This is a genomic window from Arcicella sp. GW458-12-2-14-TSB2 (genome assembly GCF_059423785.1).
The window spans coordinates 1-17,287 of record NZ_JBWKYN010000123.1 but is presented as its reverse complement, the minus strand read 5'-3'; the positions used below and the strand labels follow the sequence as shown (position 1 = coordinate 17,287).

The 17,287-nt window shown below is 36.8% G+C and carries 14 protein-coding genes; 5 read left to right on the top strand and 9 right to left on the bottom strand.

The window, feature by feature from the left end:
• Positions 1-126: 126 nt before the first annotated feature.
• Entirely contained in the window at positions 127-321 is a 195-nt protein-coding gene (locus AC07XN_RS16645; RefSeq protein WP_309919211.1) for a cold-shock protein, read from the bottom strand.
• A 452-nt stretch (positions 322-773) separates the two neighbouring features.
• Between AC07XN_RS16645 and AC07XN_RS16640 the strand changes: the two genes are divergently transcribed.
• Positions 774-1,004 carry a PspC domain-containing protein gene (locus AC07XN_RS16640; protein WP_309919208.1) on the top strand — a complete coding sequence of 77 codons (231 nt, stop codon included), beginning with the start codon at positions 774-776 and terminating at the stop codon, positions 1,002-1,004.
• Between the two features lie 3 nt (positions 1,005-1,007).
• On the opposite strand, the gene AC07XN_RS16635 is transcribed toward AC07XN_RS16640, so the two are convergent.
• Positions 1,008-2,015 carry a glycosyltransferase family 2 protein gene (locus AC07XN_RS16635; protein WP_494743887.1) on the bottom strand — a complete coding sequence of 336 codons (1,008 nt, stop codon included), beginning with the start codon at positions 2,013-2,015 and terminating at the stop codon, positions 1,008-1,010.
• A gap of 257 nt (positions 2,016-2,272) precedes the next feature.
• Here AC07XN_RS16635 and AC07XN_RS16630 point away from each other — a divergent pair, with 257 nt between their 5' ends.
• Positions 2,273-3,925 carry an amino acid permease gene (locus AC07XN_RS16630; RefSeq protein WP_494743886.1) on the top strand — a complete coding sequence of 551 codons (1,653 nt, stop codon included), beginning with the start codon at positions 2,273-2,275 and terminating at the stop codon, positions 3,923-3,925.
• A gap of 291 nt (positions 3,926-4,216) precedes the next feature.
• Here AC07XN_RS16630 and AC07XN_RS16625 read toward each other — a convergent pair whose 3' ends face one another.
• The 5 genes from AC07XN_RS16625 to panC form a co-directional block, all read right to left on the bottom strand.
• Positions 4,217-4,909, bottom strand: a complete 693-nt coding sequence (locus AC07XN_RS16625; protein ID WP_494743885.1) for a zinc metallopeptidase — start codon at positions 4,907-4,909, stop codon at positions 4,217-4,219.
• 196 nt (positions 4,910-5,105) lie between these two features.
• Entirely contained in the window at positions 5,106-5,582 is a 477-nt protein-coding gene (gene rfaE2, locus AC07XN_RS16620; RefSeq protein WP_309919198.1) for a D-glycero-beta-D-manno-heptose 1-phosphate adenylyltransferase, read from the bottom strand.
• Entirely contained in the window at positions 5,554-6,546 is a 993-nt protein-coding gene (locus AC07XN_RS16615) for a lysylphosphatidylglycerol synthase transmembrane domain-containing protein (protein ID WP_494743884.1), read from the bottom strand. Before AC07XN_RS16615 ends, rfaE2 begins: the two co-directional genes overlap by 29 nt.
• A gap of 92 nt (positions 6,547-6,638) precedes the next feature.
• On the bottom strand, positions 6,639-6,989 hold the full coding sequence (gene panD, locus AC07XN_RS16610; protein WP_309919192.1) for an aspartate 1-decarboxylase: 351 nt from the start codon (positions 6,987-6,989) through the stop codon (positions 6,639-6,641).
• 104 nt (positions 6,990-7,093) lie between these two features.
• Positions 7,094-7,930, bottom strand: coding sequence for a pantoate--beta-alanine ligase (gene panC, locus AC07XN_RS16605; RefSeq protein ID WP_494743883.1), 837 nt, complete (start codon positions 7,928-7,930; stop codon positions 7,094-7,096).
• Positions 7,931-8,285: 355 nt separating this feature from the next.
• On the opposite strand from panC, the gene AC07XN_RS16600 reads away from it, so the two are divergent.
• The 3 genes from AC07XN_RS16600 (at position 8,286) to glmS (ending at position 12,569) form a co-directional block, all read left to right on the top strand.
• Positions 8,286-9,095, top strand: a complete 810-nt coding sequence (locus AC07XN_RS16600; protein WP_309919185.1) for a glycogen/starch synthase — start codon at positions 8,286-8,288, stop codon at positions 9,093-9,095.
• Positions 9,007-10,572, top strand: coding sequence for a DUF4270 family protein (locus AC07XN_RS16595; protein ID WP_494743882.1), 1,566 nt, complete (start codon positions 9,007-9,009; stop codon positions 10,570-10,572). Before AC07XN_RS16600 ends, AC07XN_RS16595 begins: the two co-directional genes overlap by 89 nt.
• A gap of 161 nt (positions 10,573-10,733) precedes the next feature.
• Entirely contained in the window at positions 10,734-12,569 is a 1,836-nt protein-coding gene (glmS, locus tag AC07XN_RS16590) for a glutamine--fructose-6-phosphate transaminase (isomerizing) (RefSeq protein WP_309919698.1), read from the top strand.
• A 199-nt stretch (positions 12,570-12,768) separates the two neighbouring features.
• On the opposite strand, the gene AC07XN_RS16585 is transcribed toward glmS, so the two are convergent.
• Both AC07XN_RS16585 and AC07XN_RS16580 read right to left on the bottom strand, forming a co-directional pair.
• Complete coding sequence (locus tag AC07XN_RS16585; RefSeq protein ID WP_494743881.1) at positions 12,769-14,088, bottom strand: RagB/SusD family nutrient uptake outer membrane protein; 1,320 nt, start codon at positions 14,086-14,088, stop codon at positions 12,769-12,771.
• A 100-nt stretch (positions 14,089-14,188) separates the two neighbouring features.
• A complete protein-coding gene (locus AC07XN_RS16580) occupies positions 14,189-17,203 on the bottom strand; it encodes a SusC/RagA family TonB-linked outer membrane protein (RefSeq protein ID WP_494743880.1) in 3,015 nt (1,004 codons plus the stop codon).
• Positions 17,204-17,287 lie beyond the last annotated feature (84 nt).

The window sequence follows — 17,287 nt, the reverse complement described above, 5'->3', positions numbered from 1 at the left end:
GGTCTACAATAAGTTCTGCTACATTTGTAATGAAACCAAAACTTTAAATTATTCACAATAATACTGTACTGAACTTTATTTTACGATTCTTTCGTATTGAATCCACTAAAACAGCACTTACACTAACTACAATTTCTTAACATTGGCAGCGTTAAGACCTCTTTTACCTTCTACGATATCGAATGAAACTTTGTCATCTTGGCGTAAATGAATTCCACCTAATGCCGTTACGTGAACAAATATTTCTTGTCCACTTTCACTGTCAACTATAAAGCCGAAGCCTTTGCTTTCATTAAAAAATTTAACTGTTCCTGTTTGCATGACGTAAAAAAGAATGTTTGATAATGATACAAATAGTTATCTAAAAGCATCATAACTGCCTTTTGATAATTAATAGCCATAAAAGTTAAGATTGATATTCGAAGCATGTGATAATCAAGGAGAATTGAATCTAAGGGAACCAACGGACTCTTGAAAACTAATTACTTTGTACTAAAAACTTGCCACTCTTGTTACTATTAATACCCAAATGTAAGTATAATTTTGTGTATTCCTATTTTTAAATAAATATTTTTTAAAAAATAAAAAACTTAATATAACTATATTTATAATAAATTATATCATTTCAATACAAATAATTATTAAAATAATATAAGTCCTAAAAATACGTTTTATACAACGCTATTTTTTTTTGATAAACCATTTAAACAACGTAACTTTATTTTAGTTTTTCTAACATAATTAATTAGAACTCAGTTTTTTGACCTAAAGCCATGCCAAATACATTAAAATTAAAATACTCTGTAGAACACCACGTTTTTGGAGTTTGTACAAAAATTGGTGAGAAATTAGGTATCTCTACCAGTAGCATTCGTTTGTATTTTGTATACGTATCTTTTATTACTGTTGGCTCGCCAGTGATTCTTTATTTAGTACTTGCCTTCTGGATGAACATTCGTCGTTATCATCGTCAATACAACAATCCTTCTGTTTGGGAATTGTAATATCTACTGGGGTATTTCTGGATAAGTTTTTATATCGTTAATAAAATGTTGCCAAACTATATTTCTACGATATACGGTGCTGATATTTTTTTTCCGTTGAAGCTGTTGACGTTTCTTGTACCAACTATAGTAATGTGCATAGAAATCAAAATGTGCCCTTGCTACAGCCCAGCAGTCTTGCCACGTATCAAAAAACAAAAACTTTATTCCAGCCACTCCATCTAGTACTAATCTGGTTAAAATAGCCAAGGCAAAGCCCTCTTCTGGGTGGTTTTTATACAGCATTGCCAAACCGTTTCTAAAATTCAGAAAAGTTTTGTAAGGATTAGATTTGTGTAAAGTGCCTCCGCCTACATGAAATACTTCAGACGTACCGCAAGTATATACTTTATACCCCGCATGGTGTATTCGCCAACAAAGGTCGATTTCTTCCATGTGTGCAAAGAAGTCTCCATCAAAGCCCCCTACTTGGTGAAACACATCTGCTCTTACGAACATACACGCACCCGTAGCCCAAAATACTTCTTTGGTATCGTTATATTGCCCCAAGTCTTCTTCTATTTCCTGAAAAATTCTTCCTCGGCAAAAGGGATAGCCCAGATGGTCAATAAATCCTCCTGCGGCTCCTGCATATTCAAAATGACTTTTTTGGTCATAAGCCTTTATTTTAGGTTGACAAGCCGCAATAGTCCTATCATTACTCATCAGTTCAATAATCGGTTCAATCCAATGGGGAGTCACCTCGACATCTGAATTCAGTAATACATAATACTCCGCTTCCACCAATGCCAGTGCTTCGTTATAGCCCTGTGCAAAGCCATGATTTTCGGTAAGCTCAATAATATTAACTGTTGGAAATTCAGTTTTTAATAATGCTAGCGAATTATCGGTAGAAGCATTGTCTGCAATATATATTGTAGCACAAGATGAGAATTGTATAACAGAGGGTAAAAAATCAGCTAAATGTTTTTGACCATTATAATTTAAAATGACTACTGCGATTTGATTCATAAAGGAATTTTAGCTATTTTAGAGCAAAGTGCTTCATTTTTATTATTGGAATTTCACTTATTTCTTCAAGCTTATAACAGACTGGGTTCATGAGAATTGATTATATTTCAAATAACCTTGAAATACTACAATGATCTAAATGCAAAGATAATTTGATTTTTTGAAATACGAATCTATCTTAATTATTTATGGCATTATCAATTTACTTGTTTAGATTTAAGAATATTTTCAATGGCAAATACTTAACTTCAAACTAAATGTCAGACAATTCTATTTTCAGACGCAAATCTATTAATAACGTTTTACAACAAAGCGAAGACTCGCACGGGGGGGGATTAGTGAAGATTCTTGGAGTCAGAGACCTTACTTCATTCGGTATTGCAGCCATCATCGGGGCTGGTATTTTTAGTACAATTGGCAGAGCAAGCTTTGAGGGCGGCCCAGCAGTTTCATTACTTTTCGTCTTCGTTTCTATTGCTTGTATTTTCACAGCACTCTGCTACGCACAATTCGCTTCAATGGTCCCCGTTTCTGGGAGTGCCTATACGTATGCCTATGTTTCATTTGGCGAAATTTTCGCATGGATTATCGGTTGGGCATTGATTCTGGAATATGCCGTATCTAATATGGTGGTAGCCATCTCATGGTCTGAATACTTCGTAGGTATGCTACATGGTTTTGGCATAAACTTTCCAGATTACCTGACGATAGATTATGGCACCGCTCATAAGGCATTTTTAGCTAGCCTAGATGTTACTGCTAAACAAACTGATAGCGACTTATTCGCTGCAAAAGCTTATGAACATGCACCTGTTTTAGGGAATATCAAGCTGTTAATAGACCTACCAGCAGGCGTGATTACGATGCTTGTAACATCCTTAGTATATGTGGGAATGAAAGAATCAAGAACTGCTAGTAATTTTTTGGTTGTATTAAAATTAGTTGTCATCCTACTCGTAATTTCCGTAGGAGCGTTTTATGTTAAACCCGAAAACTGGTCACCATTTGCTCCTAATGGAGTGCAGGGGGTGTTGGGTGGTGTAGCCTCAGTATTCTTTGCTTTTATTGGCTTTGATTCAATCTCTACCACAGCGGAGGAATGTAAAAATCCACAACGAGATTTACCAAGAGCGATGATTTACTGTCTGGTAATATGTGCTATATTATACGTTTGTATTACCCTAGTTTTGACGGGCATGGTGAATTATACTGAACTAAAAGTTGATGACCCGTTGGCATATGTTTTCCAAAAAATCAATTTCGATTTTATGGCGGGTATCATTTCCGTTTCAGCCGTAGTAGCCATTACTAGTGCTTTATTGGTTTATCAGATGGGGCAACCTAGAATCTGGATGGCTATGAGTCGTGATGGTTTACTTTGGAAACGTTTTTCAAAAATTCACCCTAAATTCAAAACGCCAAGTTTTGCCACCATCGTTACTGGCTTTGTAGTAGCAGTTCCTTCTTTGTTTTTGGATATGGGCTTTTTTGTTGACTTAACCAGTGTAGGAACATTCTTTGCCTTTATTTTGGTTTGTGGAGGCGTGCTATACTTAGATTATCAAGGTTTATCTAAAGATGCTAAATTCAAAATCCCTTATTTGAATGGGCAGTTTATCGTTGGTCCTCTATTAATTATTGCATTAGCTTTTTCTATTAATAACAATATTTTCTTTTCAGAACTTGAAACCAAACCACTTTTAATTGTCTTTTGGTTAGTGTGGGCTGGTTTAGCAGTACTTGCGTATATGCACAAATTCTCGATTTTACCAGTTTTAGGGATTCTGACAAACCTTTATTTAATGACTGAGCTAGGCATTACAAACTGGACAATCTTCTTAATCTGGCTTGCTATCGGTTTGGTTATCTATTTTATGTATGGTTATAAAAATAGTAAACTTGCTAAGTAAACTTTAGTAAGTTATCATAGAAATATAAATTATCCTGAATTTTATCAATCATAAAAAAGCGATCGAAAAACTAATTTCGATCGCTTTTTTATGATTGATAAACAACGAATTCCTACTGTTTGAGCGATAGCGAGTTTAGGAATTCTTGAATTTCTTTTGTTACTTTTCTTGTTTCAAGACAAGAAAAGTAAGGACTAGATTATAATACATACAAAATCTCTAAAACTCATTATTTCAAAGAAAGATTCAGGATGACTAATGTTTATAGTCAATAAACTGATACCCATCTAGTTAATCGTCGCTCCTTCTACCAGACAGTAAAGACACGTAATATAATAGCTGTGCTAACATACCTAAAGCAGCCGCTACATAAGTCATTGCTGCCCACCAAAGAGCATCTTTTGCCATTCCGTATTCGCGTTGTGTTACCACATTGCGTTGGCTCATCCAAGCCAATGCTCTCCTTGAAGCATCAAACTCTACAGGTAACGTAATAAAACTGAATAAAGTAGCTATTGCGAACATCGCTACACCGATAGTCAATACTAATTTATTACCAGTAGAATACAAAAGCATTACCCCAATCATCAATGCCATGGGCATGAAGTTGCTTGCAATGCTCAATACTGGCACCATTGCACTACGAAACTGTAACATAGAATATGCTTTGGCGTGCTGAACAGCGTGCCCACATTCGTGGGCTGCTACTGCTGCCGCAGAAGCACTCCTGCCATAATATACATCAGGACTTAAATTAACGGTTTTGTCAGCTGGGTTATAATGGTCGGTTAATTGTCCTTCTACAGAAATAATTCTTACATCGTAAATGCCATTATCACGCAACATCTTATCTGCAATCTCTTGTCCAGACAATCCATTTGCCAAACCAATTTCTGAATACTGTTGAAATTTACTTTTTAATCTCCATTGCAAGAACATTCCAATTCCTGCAAAAACTAAGGTAATTAAATATATGCCTATCATAATTAAAAGTTATGAATTGTGATTGATGAGTTATGAAAATTAATAAATCGTAATTAATTCATATAATAGTATCGTTTATTTTATGATAAACTAACAACTTAAGCGATGTTTTTATTCATAGTAAACAAATGAAAAGACGAACCGTTTCCCAATCACTATTTCCTACCGCGACGGCGCACCGTTCACTTCTTCGCTATTAAATTTGTTTAATTTTTTCTATTAATGAAGTCGTAGAATAACCTTTTACCAAAGGTATGGTTTTCACTTCCCCTCCTTTCTCTATAACAAAATCTGCCCCTACAATAGTTTCAATGGTATAATCATCCCCTTTTACTAAAATATCCGGTTTCACTTTTTCGATTAATTCTTTGGGAGTAGGCTCATCAAAAAGTACCACAGCATCAATAAATTCAAATGCTGCCATCATTCTTGACCGAGCATATTCATTCACCACAGGACGACTTTCGCCTTTCAAACGCTTTACAGATGCATCAGTATTCAATCCTAAAATAAGCTTATCGCCAAGGTTTCTAGCCTTTTCTAAATAATCAATATGCCCTAAATGCACGATGTCAAAACAGCCATTGGTAAAAACTATTTTTTTGCCTTCACTTTGCCAATTTTCCGCTCGTTCTATTGCTTCATTAAGGGTTACTACTTTGTCTTGTGTCATTAGTTTTCGGTTTAATAAATAAGGTAATCAAGAAACTTAGTGCCCCTAGAGCTAACAACGTAACCATTTGCGAACCATGTATAAAAGTAGCTAAAATAATACCGTCTTTCTGTGGCAAGCCGTAAAGCACTAAGGCGTTTCCTACCAAAAAATGAAAAGGACCAATGCCTCCTTGGGTTGGCGCTGCCATTCCAAATGAACCCATCGTTAGTACAGTCAGCCCAGCTAATAAACTTAAATGGGTGGTTTCGGGAATGGCAAAGAAAAGCACATACGCCGAAAGCCAGTACATTACCCAAATATTGGCTGATAAAAAGATAAATAGAAACGGCTTTTCGATTTTTTTGATGCTCATCAAGCCGTCTAATAAACCATTCAAAAAGCCTACTATTTTACCCAGTACTGGTACATCTGATAACCTTTGCTGGTATTTTCTAAACAAATAGATTCCTATAATGCCTGCTACGGCTAAAAACGCCAACAGCCCAACTATCAGATATATTTTTGAAGCGAACTGCTCCATAAAAAAATGCTGTAGCTTATCAAACTCTAAAATCAAGTTTAAAGATAATACTATCAACAAGGATACTACGTCAAAAATTCTTTCCGTCAATACTGTTCCAAATGATTTTTCAAAAGGGATATCATCGGTTTTTTTCAAACTTCCACATCGTGACACCTCTCCCATTCTGGGAATGACATAATTAGCAAAATAACCAATAAAAACAGCAAGGGTTGTATTAAAAGTGGATGGTCGGTATCCAAGGGGTTTCATTAGCATTTTCCAGCGGAGGGCTCTGCTGACGTGGGCAATGATTGCCAAAATTCCAGAAAGCATCAACCATTTATAATCTGCTTTCTTGAACTCGTCAAGCATTTCAGACAAACTAATGTCTTTAAATACAAACCAAAGCAAACCTCCCGCCAAAACTAGCGAAATGGTATATTGAAGTATTTTTTTCATAAGAGAAGTCAACAAATAGGAATTGAGTATTGGTAAATAATGAATAGGTAATTTTACCAATACTCAATTTGAACAAGAAAGACAGCAACACACTAATTTACCAATCTGTTGTTATCATCAGGAAACACTAAACTAGGTTTATGTACACGAGCCTCCTCATCTGTCATGATTGCATAAGCAATAATAATAACAATATCGCCAACTTGGGCTCTTCTGGCTGCGGCTCCGTTCAAACAAACAGTACCCGAGCCACGTTCTCCTTTAATTACATACGTTTCAAAACGCTCGCCATTGTTATTATTTACAATTTGTACTTTTTCATTTTCAATCAAATTGGCGGCATCCATCAGGTCCTCGTCAATCGTGACACTTCCGACATAATTCAACTCCGCTTGAGTAATTTTTACTCTGTGGAGCTTTGATTTCATTACATGAAGAAACATAATAATTTTTTAATAAACGTGAATATCAAACAGTGCTAATCTACTCTTTGAAAATTATGATACAAAGATAGATTATTTTTACAGCTTCCTAATGATTGACTATTTCAAATAATTATGTTATCAATCAATCTGGTTTTGCCCAAGAAAGCCGCAATACACAAAGCCGTTTTTCCTTCCAAAAGTTCCTCAATAGGCAATAAGGTTTCAAAGTCTGAAATCTCAAAATATTCTAATTCGATATCTTCAATTACCTCAAAATAATCTGTAACGAACTGCTTGACTTCTGTAGATGATTTAGTCTTTAGTAATTCCGCTGCAGCCGATAAAGATTTATAAATCTCTGGAGCTATCACACGTTGGTCTTCGCTTAAATTCCGATTCCTCGACGACATCGCCAGTCCATCTGTTTCTCTTTGAGTAGGGCAAATCGCCAAGTCAAGTGAAAAGCTCAAATCTTTTACTAAACAATTGATTACGGCACATTGCTGTAAATCTTTTTGCCCAAAATATGCTTTATTAGGCTGTACGATGTTAAATAATTTTGAAACTACGATACCAACACCATTAAAATGCCCAGGACGAAATTTCCCTTCCATGACATTTTCAAGTGTACCAAAATCAAATTTTAAGGTGGGCAAGCTCAGGTACATTTCGGATGCGCTCGGAGCAAAAACTATATCACAAGCTACCTCTTCAAGCATTTTACAATCAGCTTCCAAGGTACGAGGATATACCGCTAAATCGTGCGGATTGTTAAATTGAGTAGGGTTGACGAAAATACTACATACTACTACATCATTTTGATTTTTAGCAGTTTCAATCAGCGACAAGTGCCCTTGATGGAGTGCTCCCATGGTAGGAACAAAGCCGATTGTTTTTCCTGACTTACGCTGATTTTGTAAATATGCTTGTAAAGTCTTAATCTCAAAAAATACTTGCATAATATTTTATTCTTTAATTTTTCGGGTTTAAATGAACAAAAAATTGTGTCATTGATACAGCTTTATGCGTGTTGTTATTCATTCTAAACACATTCACGTTCAATTTTTTGTGGAATTTCCGTATTTTTTTTATATTTTTGCATAATTTTTATGTGAATCCTTCTTGCTTTGACTTTTTGTTTTAGTAGTTTTTAGGTAATTCAGTCAAGAATGTTTGTTGTTTAGATTCTGGCAAATAAGTATTTATTGCTTTGGTGAAATCGAAAGATTTCATTCAATAAAATCATCAACTACGTCAACTACTATGCCCCTTTAACACTTTTTAACAACATCAAAGCTCCTAACAACGACAACAATGTCTAAATTGCGTATCCTTTACGTTGCCAGTGAAGTTGACCCTTTTCTCTCTACGACTCAAGTAGCTAATTTTGTTAGAAAACTCCCTGCTGCTATGCAGGAAAAAGGGTTTGAAATAAGAATCTTAGTACCTCGTTTCGGGTTAATTAATGAACGTAAAAACCGACTTCATGAAGTAGTAAGGTTATCTGGGTTTACGGTACCAGTTGGTGACGACGATAAGCCCGTAACAATTAAAGTAGCCTCTTTGCCATCGGCAAAATTACAGGTATATTTTATCGATAACGAAGACTATTTTCAAAGAAAGTACGTTTTTACTGACAAAGAAGACAGATTTTATGCAGATAACGATGAGCGTGCAATATTTTTCTGTAAAGGCGCGCTTGAAACTGTAAAAAAATTGGGATGGTCTCCTGATATAGTACATTGTAACGACTGGATGACGGCTTTAATACCTTTGTATTTAAAGACTACTTACAGAAACGACCCTATGTTTAAAGATTCTAAAACGGTATTTTCTGTTTTCAACAACGACTTTGCTCATAAATTTGCTTTTGAAGGACTATATGACAAAGTAAAAATGTTGAATGTTGAAGATGATATGCTGGGAAGTTTAGAATCAGCAGATTATCAAGGTTTTGTTAAGATTGGCGTAGAATATGCCGACGTCGTGATTACGATGGAAGAAGAAGTATCTGAGAAATTTAACACTATTTTTAATGAATTACCCGCAAAAAAATTGGAATACGTTCCAGAAGAGAGTATTGACAGTTACTACAATATTTACACGGAGTTGGCAAGTGCGTAAAGCATTCATTTTTGGTGTTTTCTTTTCTTTTTTAGCAATTTTATCTGCCTGCGAAGACCCTAAAGGGGTAGGTTCAGATGTTTTTGTTGAAGACATTGGCTTACTATATACTGATACCCTAACAGTTGATGCTTCTACAGTATTATTAGATTCTATCGCTAGCTATAGTACCAGTAATCTTTTGGTGGGTCGTTTAATTGATCCTACTTTGGGTGCTGTACAAGCTACAGCCTATTTCCAAATATCAAACTTAACAGCAGATACTATTCGTTCTAACGTAGATACTGCTGGCAGAAGTAATGTAAAATGGATAACGTACCCTTCTAAAAATGACTCTATTCGCTTGATTTTACCGTATAGTTTTGTTCAAGGAGATACGCTTCAAAATCAAAGTTTCAAAGTATATCAATTGGCATCTACTGCCACCCTCGACCCTACTACTGTTTATTATAATAACAGTACTGGTCCAGCGTTGAATCCTACTCCGATTGGTCAATTAAATAATGTAAAAATTCGCCCTATCAGAGATAAAAGAGTGATTTCTGGTACTACTGGCAAATTTGACTCAATCAGGATACCAATTACCGAGCCATCTTTTGTGAAGTTTTTAGAAAGCCAAAGAGACATCGCTAAAACTGAAGCATTAGTAGGTACTGGATTCAAAGAAATTGTGAGAGGTCTAGCACTGGTTTCTGAAAGTAATAATAATGCAGCAATTCTGGGGTTTGCGTCAGGAGGAGTTCAAATGCAACTTTATTATCACTATAAATATACTTATACTGTAAGAAACTCTGCTAATACTTCGGATAGTACAGTGACTGTTGATACGACAAAATCTAATAATTTTTATGTGGCTATCACAAATGCAGACGGAACGAGCTTTAATGCAAGATTCAATAAAATAACGCCTACTCGTACTGGTACAACAATAAGTAAGCTAACTAAGGCAACAGATATTTTACCGGCTAGTCAGACTAATAATGAAGCTTATTTACAGTCTGGTACAGGTGTTGCGATAAAAGTAACCTTCCCAAGCTTATTAAAGCTAAAAGAAAATAAAGACATCGCTATCAACAAAGCTCAATTAATCCTTGAACCTAAAGGTAACCCCGCAGGATATACTTACCCAAGTGATTTAATACTGGTAGAAACAACACCTGCCAATAGGCCTCTGAGAACGACAACGACAGGCGATGGAAGTTTTTCTTTTGTATTGGGTGAAGGTACAACAGCATCTTACGCAAGCAGGACAAATGAGTATTCCTTTAATGTAACGAGTTCTTTACAAAACATTTTAGCGGGTAGAAAAAAGAATATTGGTTGGATGATTGCTCCTACGCTATTTGCAACTAATTCTACTACTGGAGCAAGAGGGCCTGTCTTAGGTAAAAGTGTACTTAACCCTGATGTTACACGTGCAATTTTTGACCGTAATAATATCAAGCTGAAAGTTTATTATACTTACGTTACAAAATAATCTGTAATTTCTTGAAATTATTCTGGAGCGGAGAACCATAATATGGATTCTCCGCTCTATTTTTGTGGCAATATATTACTGACTATTTCTTCTTCTGGCTGATTACCTCTTACAATCATCTATATAGAAGCAATAGTGATAACCAATTAAACTATAAATATATGTGTGGCATTGTGGCTTATATTGGGCATCGTGAAGCCTATCCTTTAATTATCAAGGGATTAAAACGTTTAGAATACCGTGGATACGATAGTTCAGGTATTGCTTTATTGAACGATGGACTAAATGTTTACAAAAAGAAAGGAAAGGTAAAAGACCTTGAAGAAGCCCTTACAAACGAAAACCTTCACAGTAACATTGGTATAGGGCATACGCGCTGGGCAACCCACGGCGAGCCGAATGACGTAAATGCTCATCCACATTACTCTGCTTCCAAGAACTTAGCCATTATTCACAATGGTATCATAGAAAATTATTCTTCTATCAAGAAAAACCTTATTAAGAAAGGGCATATTTTTTATTCTGATACAGATTCAGAGGTATTCATCCATTTTATTGAAGATATCCAAGTAAATACTGGTTGTTTGCTTGAAGAGGCCGTTCGTTTGGCGATGAAAGAGGTAGTAGGTGCCTATGCTATCGTTATTATGGATGCTACTAATCCTTCTCAATTAATTGCTGCCCGCAAAGGCTCTCCATTAGTAATTGGTGTGGGCGATAGCGAATTCTTTTTTGCTTCAGATGCCACGCCGATTATAGAATATACCAATGAAGTAATTTATTTGAATGACTACGAATTAGCAGTAGTGCGTGATGGAGAATTAACAGTGAAAAACGTTGATAATATCCTTCAGTCACCTTATATACAAACAGTAGAATTAGAGCTTGAGGCCATTGAAAAAGGAGGTTACGAACACTTTATGCTCAAAGAAATTTATGAGCAACCTCGTTCAGTAGCCGATTGTATGCGTGGTCGTGTAAATGCTGACAGTGGTCTTTTAGTATTGGGCGGTTTACGTGATTATGTTGAAAAATTAGCTAAAACAAAGCGTATCGTGATTGTGGCTTGTGGTACATCATGGCACGCTGGTTTAGTAGCAGAATATATCTTTGAAGAATTGGCACGCATTAACGTAGAAGTAGAATATGCTTCTGAATTCCGTTATCGTAACCCTATCATCAAAGAAGGAGATTTCGTGATTGCAATTTCACAGTCAGGAGAAACAGCCGATACGCTAGCCGCAATTGAACTGGCAAAATCTAAAGGTGCAACCATCATTGGTGTTTGTAATGTGGTGGGTTCATCTATTCCAAGAGCTACCCATGCAGGTGCTTATACCCATGCTGGCCCTGAAATCGGTGTGGCTTCTACCAAAGCCTTTACGGCACAAGTAACAGTGTTGGCGATGATGGCGATAGCCGTTGCCCGTAAAAAAGGCACATTACACGAAGATACTTTCAGAAGATTATTATTTGAATTAGAACGTATTCCATCTAAAATAGAAACGGTTCTGAAGACAGACGAGAAAATCAAAGTAATTGCTGAACAGTTCAAGGACTCGCGTAACTTTATTTATCTGGGTCGTGGTTATAACTTCCCTGTAGCATTAGAAGGAGCATTGAAGCTTAAAGAAATCTCCTATATCCATGCAGAGGGTTATCCTGCAGCTGAGATGAAACATGGTCCTATTGCATTGATTGATGAGGAGATGCCTGTAGTGTTTATCGCTACGAAAGATAGCTCTTACGAAAAGGTAGTATCGAACATTCAAGAAGTAAAAGCCAGAAAAGGGAAAGTAATTGCCATTGTAACCGAAGGAGATAAATTGATTCCAACCATGGCAGATTATACTATCGAAATTCCTGCCATGCACGAGGCTTTGATTCCGTTAGTAGCTACTATTCCATTGCAACTATTATCGTATCATATTGCGGTATTAAGAGGCTGTAATGTTGACCAACCTAGAAACTTGGCTAAGTCTGTTACTGTTGAGTAGATGTGTTTTTGGACTTTAGGACTGGAGGATTTTGGACTAAAGGACTTTAGGAGGCTGATATATTTGGATTTTCAGACACAGGATGCTAGACTTTGCTCTTCGAAAGGTTCATATAGTATCTCGAAAAGGCACAATATAAAACAATAAAGGGCAAGCTTTCGCTTGCCCCATTATCTGGCATATATTTAGTTTATGATGATTAAATACTTGGGTCGGCTGGCGTATTTGGGTTCGTCAACCTTTCTTGGTCAGGATATGGGTAGAAATTACGTGTACGTTCTATCAAACTAGCTGGTGGAGCAGGTCTACCAAAACGACGACTGTCTTCTAATCTCAATCCTGTCATAAACAACTCGGCACAACGTTGTTTATATACTTCTATTAATAAAGCATCTTTAGTTACTGCACCAGCGTAAGCTGATAATCCTGCATTTACACCAAAAGCATCACCCGAAGCTTGTGTTCTTACGGCATTGATATCAGCCAAAGCCGATACAAGGTCTGGAGTAGCTTTTCTAAGATTGGCTTCTGCTCTGATTAAACGCATTTCGTCTGGCAAATACACTGGAATAGGACGGTCAACAGCATCAAAAAAACCTACGAGTCTTTTTAACTTCTCCCCTCCTACTACTACATCTGGCGTAGCTAAATAGAAAGCTAAACGCTTGTCGTCAGCATCTACCAAAGCTGTAGGTAAACCAAAGTTATCACGCGGAGCATAATCTTTGCTGATTTGCGTAGCTGTATAAATTGGATTCTGACTTTGTGAAGAAAAAACAAATGACGACTTCTTTGACAAGTCCACCGCATTAGCGGCTGCGATGGCTGCGTCAAAGTTGCCAAGCATCATGTTGTATCTTGCACGATAAGCTTGAATGGTATTAATAAGGTCAAAGTCTGCTCCTGTAACTTTAGTCTTAAATTCAGCCGAAGGGGCTGTCGTCGATACCATCGTTACGGCATCGTCTAATAATTTTACGGCTAATTTTAATGCCTCTGTACGGTCAGCATAAATGGCTTGTCCTAATTTATCTGTTTGTAAAGGCAGTTTTTCAAAAGAAGTAGCCAAACCGCCCAATGCCATTGCTTTGAATAAATTAGCATGGGCTACAATACCACTTTTAAGAGCAGCATCACTTGCTAAAACTCCAGGAGCACTTGCAATAATATCATCGGCCATGCCCATGATACGAAACATTCTAGACCATACCCCCAACACGTTACCATTGAATGTTGGCAAAGCAGTTCCGCCTGCCTCTATTTCAATGATGTTTGTAAAAGTGGTAATTCCTTTGGTTTCTCGTGATGTAGTACCAGGGGTTAAAACCAAGGCACTCAATGCTGTCGTCGAATAATTCTGTCGTAACCCCACACTTAAAGTAATAAGGCCGTCACGTGTTGATAAAATCTGAGCGTCGGTTGGGCCGTTCGGATTCTTAATATCCAAGCTACAGTTAGTCAGCATCATACTTGAAGCGACTAAAAGGCTGGTTGTAAATATTTTTATCTTGAGTTTCATCGTCTATTCTTAATTAAAAATGAATAATCTACTTTTAGAATGAGTTGGTCAATTTGTTAAAACTTTATCCTAATTAAACATTTTAAAATTCATTGATTCCCTAAAAATTAGCTGTTAAACCAATAGAGTACTGGCGTGGGATAGGTACCTCCACAAAGTCGAAACCACGTACAGCATTCGACTGACCAGCAGAATTTACCTCTGGGTCATAACCACTATAGTTATCGAATGATAATAAGTTACGGCCAGCCAATAAAATACGGATGTTTTTCAAGCCCAACGCTTTAGGAGTAGCCATATACGAAATAGAGACTTCTCTTACTTTTACGAAAGAACCTTTTTCGATATAATTTTCGAAAATACTAAACAAGGCAGCACTTGTACCTTTTGGCACTTGCCCTTTTAATTCTGGTTCATACCCTGCCAAGCCACCGTATAAATCACGTTCGCCTACTCTACGTGTAAAGTTGAATACATCAAAGCCTTGCATAGCATCTAATTGCAAACGGAAAGTGAATTTCTTGTATTCTACTTCATTGATAAATGAATACACGGCAGTTGGGTTTGGATTACCAATTACTTTACTTAAAATAGCACCGCTTGGTTGTCCATTAGCATCTCTACCAATGGTATATTGTCCATTGGCTAATTGTGTTCCTCTTTCACGTTGAGGTAAACCTGCTGGTGTTAATAACAAAGTACCGTCTGGTTTACGTGCGAAGAATGTTGAATAAAAAGCACCTAGTGAATAACCATTTACGGCTGCTACTTGGCTAAAGCCTCCTGCAAATGGCAATACTCCGTTTCCTTCTACTCCGTCGATTACGTTTTTATTTTGTGTGTAAGTGATAGTAGAAGTCCATTTTACATTTTTATTTTGAATCGGGATAGCACGTACCATTACTTCAAACCCTTTGTTGGTCATAGTACCGATATTTACAAAACGGTTGTTATACCCAGTAGTTGGTGCTAAAGTACGGTTCAAAATCAGGTCTTTTACTTCTTTGTTATAATATGTAAATTCTACCCCGATGCGGTCTTTCAATAAACTAAAGTCTGTACCGATTTCTAATTCTGTTTGTCTTTCAGGTTTTACCGTAAAGTTTCCTAAAGTCAATGGAGCTAAATAACCATTTAATCCCCCCGTCGTAACTGGTGAATAGTTGGTAAAGCGGTCGTAAGCACCAATGGCTGTCAAGTTACCTGCTTGTCCCCAAGCAGCTCTTACTTTAAAGTTTGGTAAAATATCTTCTAAGTTATTTTTCCAGAATTCTTCATTTGATATTACGTATGAAGCACTTGCTTTAGGATAAAACTGCCAGCGGTTATCGACACCATATACAGAGGCAGCATCCCAACGACCTGCACCTGTCAAATATAGTTTGTTTGAAATGCCAAAAGTTTGTTGAACAAAGACACCAGCGAAAGCTCTCTCTGCACGACTTTCCCCTGCTACTATCAAAGCACCATTGTTAACGGTTTCTCCAAAAATACCCAATTGCTGTGCATTGATAGAAGTAGTCTGCGAACGGTCGTATTGAATAGTTCCACCTACACCAGTAGTAGATTCAATGAAGTCTGCTATTTTAGTTTGGTAGCGAATATTCAAATCATTGTTAACTTGTAACACATTGGCATCAGCACGACGAGACAACCCTGCATCATAACTTGGCGTAGTATTCACTGGAGGAATATAAGCCGTACCAAGCTGTGTATAGGTATCTAAACCAAAGGTATAATCAATACCCAAGCCTTCAATTGGCGTAAGATTTAACTGTACGTCGCCAGTGAAACGAGAAGTGCTTTGTTTAAACTTGAAGCGGTCGATAGCTTCCAAAGGGTTGGTCCTGCGAAGTACAGCTGTTGGTGCTGTAGATGGATAAGCCCCTGTAGTTTCATTTTTGGCAGGATTTACAAAGTTGTTCGAGAAGATAAATCCAGTTAAAGCTCCGTAGGCTTCGTTGATACCTCCGTTCGGAATTTCATTTGAACTACTATAGGTATAATTTCCACCTACAGTAAGGCTTGCCCATTTGTTCAAATGTTGACCGATTCTCATTCTTACATTGGCACGATTAAAATCAGAGCTTTTGATAATACCTTGATTTTGGAACATCGAACCAGAGAAGAAATAATTAGAATTTTGGTTACCGCCTGAAACAGACAAATACTGTTCGTTTCCTACAGCTTGACGGAAAATATCTTTCTGGAAATCATAACGTGTTACATCGGTTTGTGTTAAATCTGTTGTAACAGTATTGACGAAAGTCTTTCCATAAGTATTATAAGGTAAAGTCTTGCGTACTTCACTCACTCTGAAAGTAGATGAAAAACTAACGTTTGCTTTACCATCTTTTCCTTTTTTGGTAAAAATCTGTACAACCCCGTTGCTCGCTCTTGAACCATAAATGGCCGCAGCAGCAGCACCTTTAATCACCTCTATTCTTTCAATATCATTTGGGTTTAAATCAACCAAACGGTTTTGGGCATACCCTCCTAAATCCAATAGTTCACGTGAATCATTGTTTACAATTACACCATCTACAATATACAAAGGGTCTGAAGAACCTACAATAGTACTTGGCCCACGTAAACGAACACTGATACCTCCTGCTGGGTTTCCAGAATTTTGTGTAATTTGTGCCCCAGCAATTTTTCCAGATAAAGCTTGGTCAATAGAAGTGGCTGCTGAATATTGTAAATCGGATGCTTTTAATGAAGTAACGGCATTACCCAATTGTTTTTTGCTGGTGGCTACTGAGGTACCCGTTACAATTACTTCATCAAGCCCAAGTGCATCTGTTGGTAATTGAATAGATAATACGATTGGACTTTCTTTACCAATAATTACTTTTTTGATGACCGAACGAAAACCTACCGAACGAAATTCAAAATCATAACTTCCGCTTTTTACATTGACATTTAATGTAAATTCACCATTAACATTCGTAGCCGTACCAATTTGAGTACCTTTTAAGATGACAGAAGCACCAATTAAGGGTTCGTTACTCTCATCCAAAACTTTACCCTTTACGACAATGGATTGTGCCAAAGCGTTCAATGAGAACATCATGACAAACAGCCCAAGCAAAGTAGATAGGAAATGTTTTTTCATTTGATTTTTTGGGGGTTGAGTGAAGAGTTAAATGCTTTTTTATGCATCTTTATCCGCAATAAAAGTAAAATATCAGGCGAATTC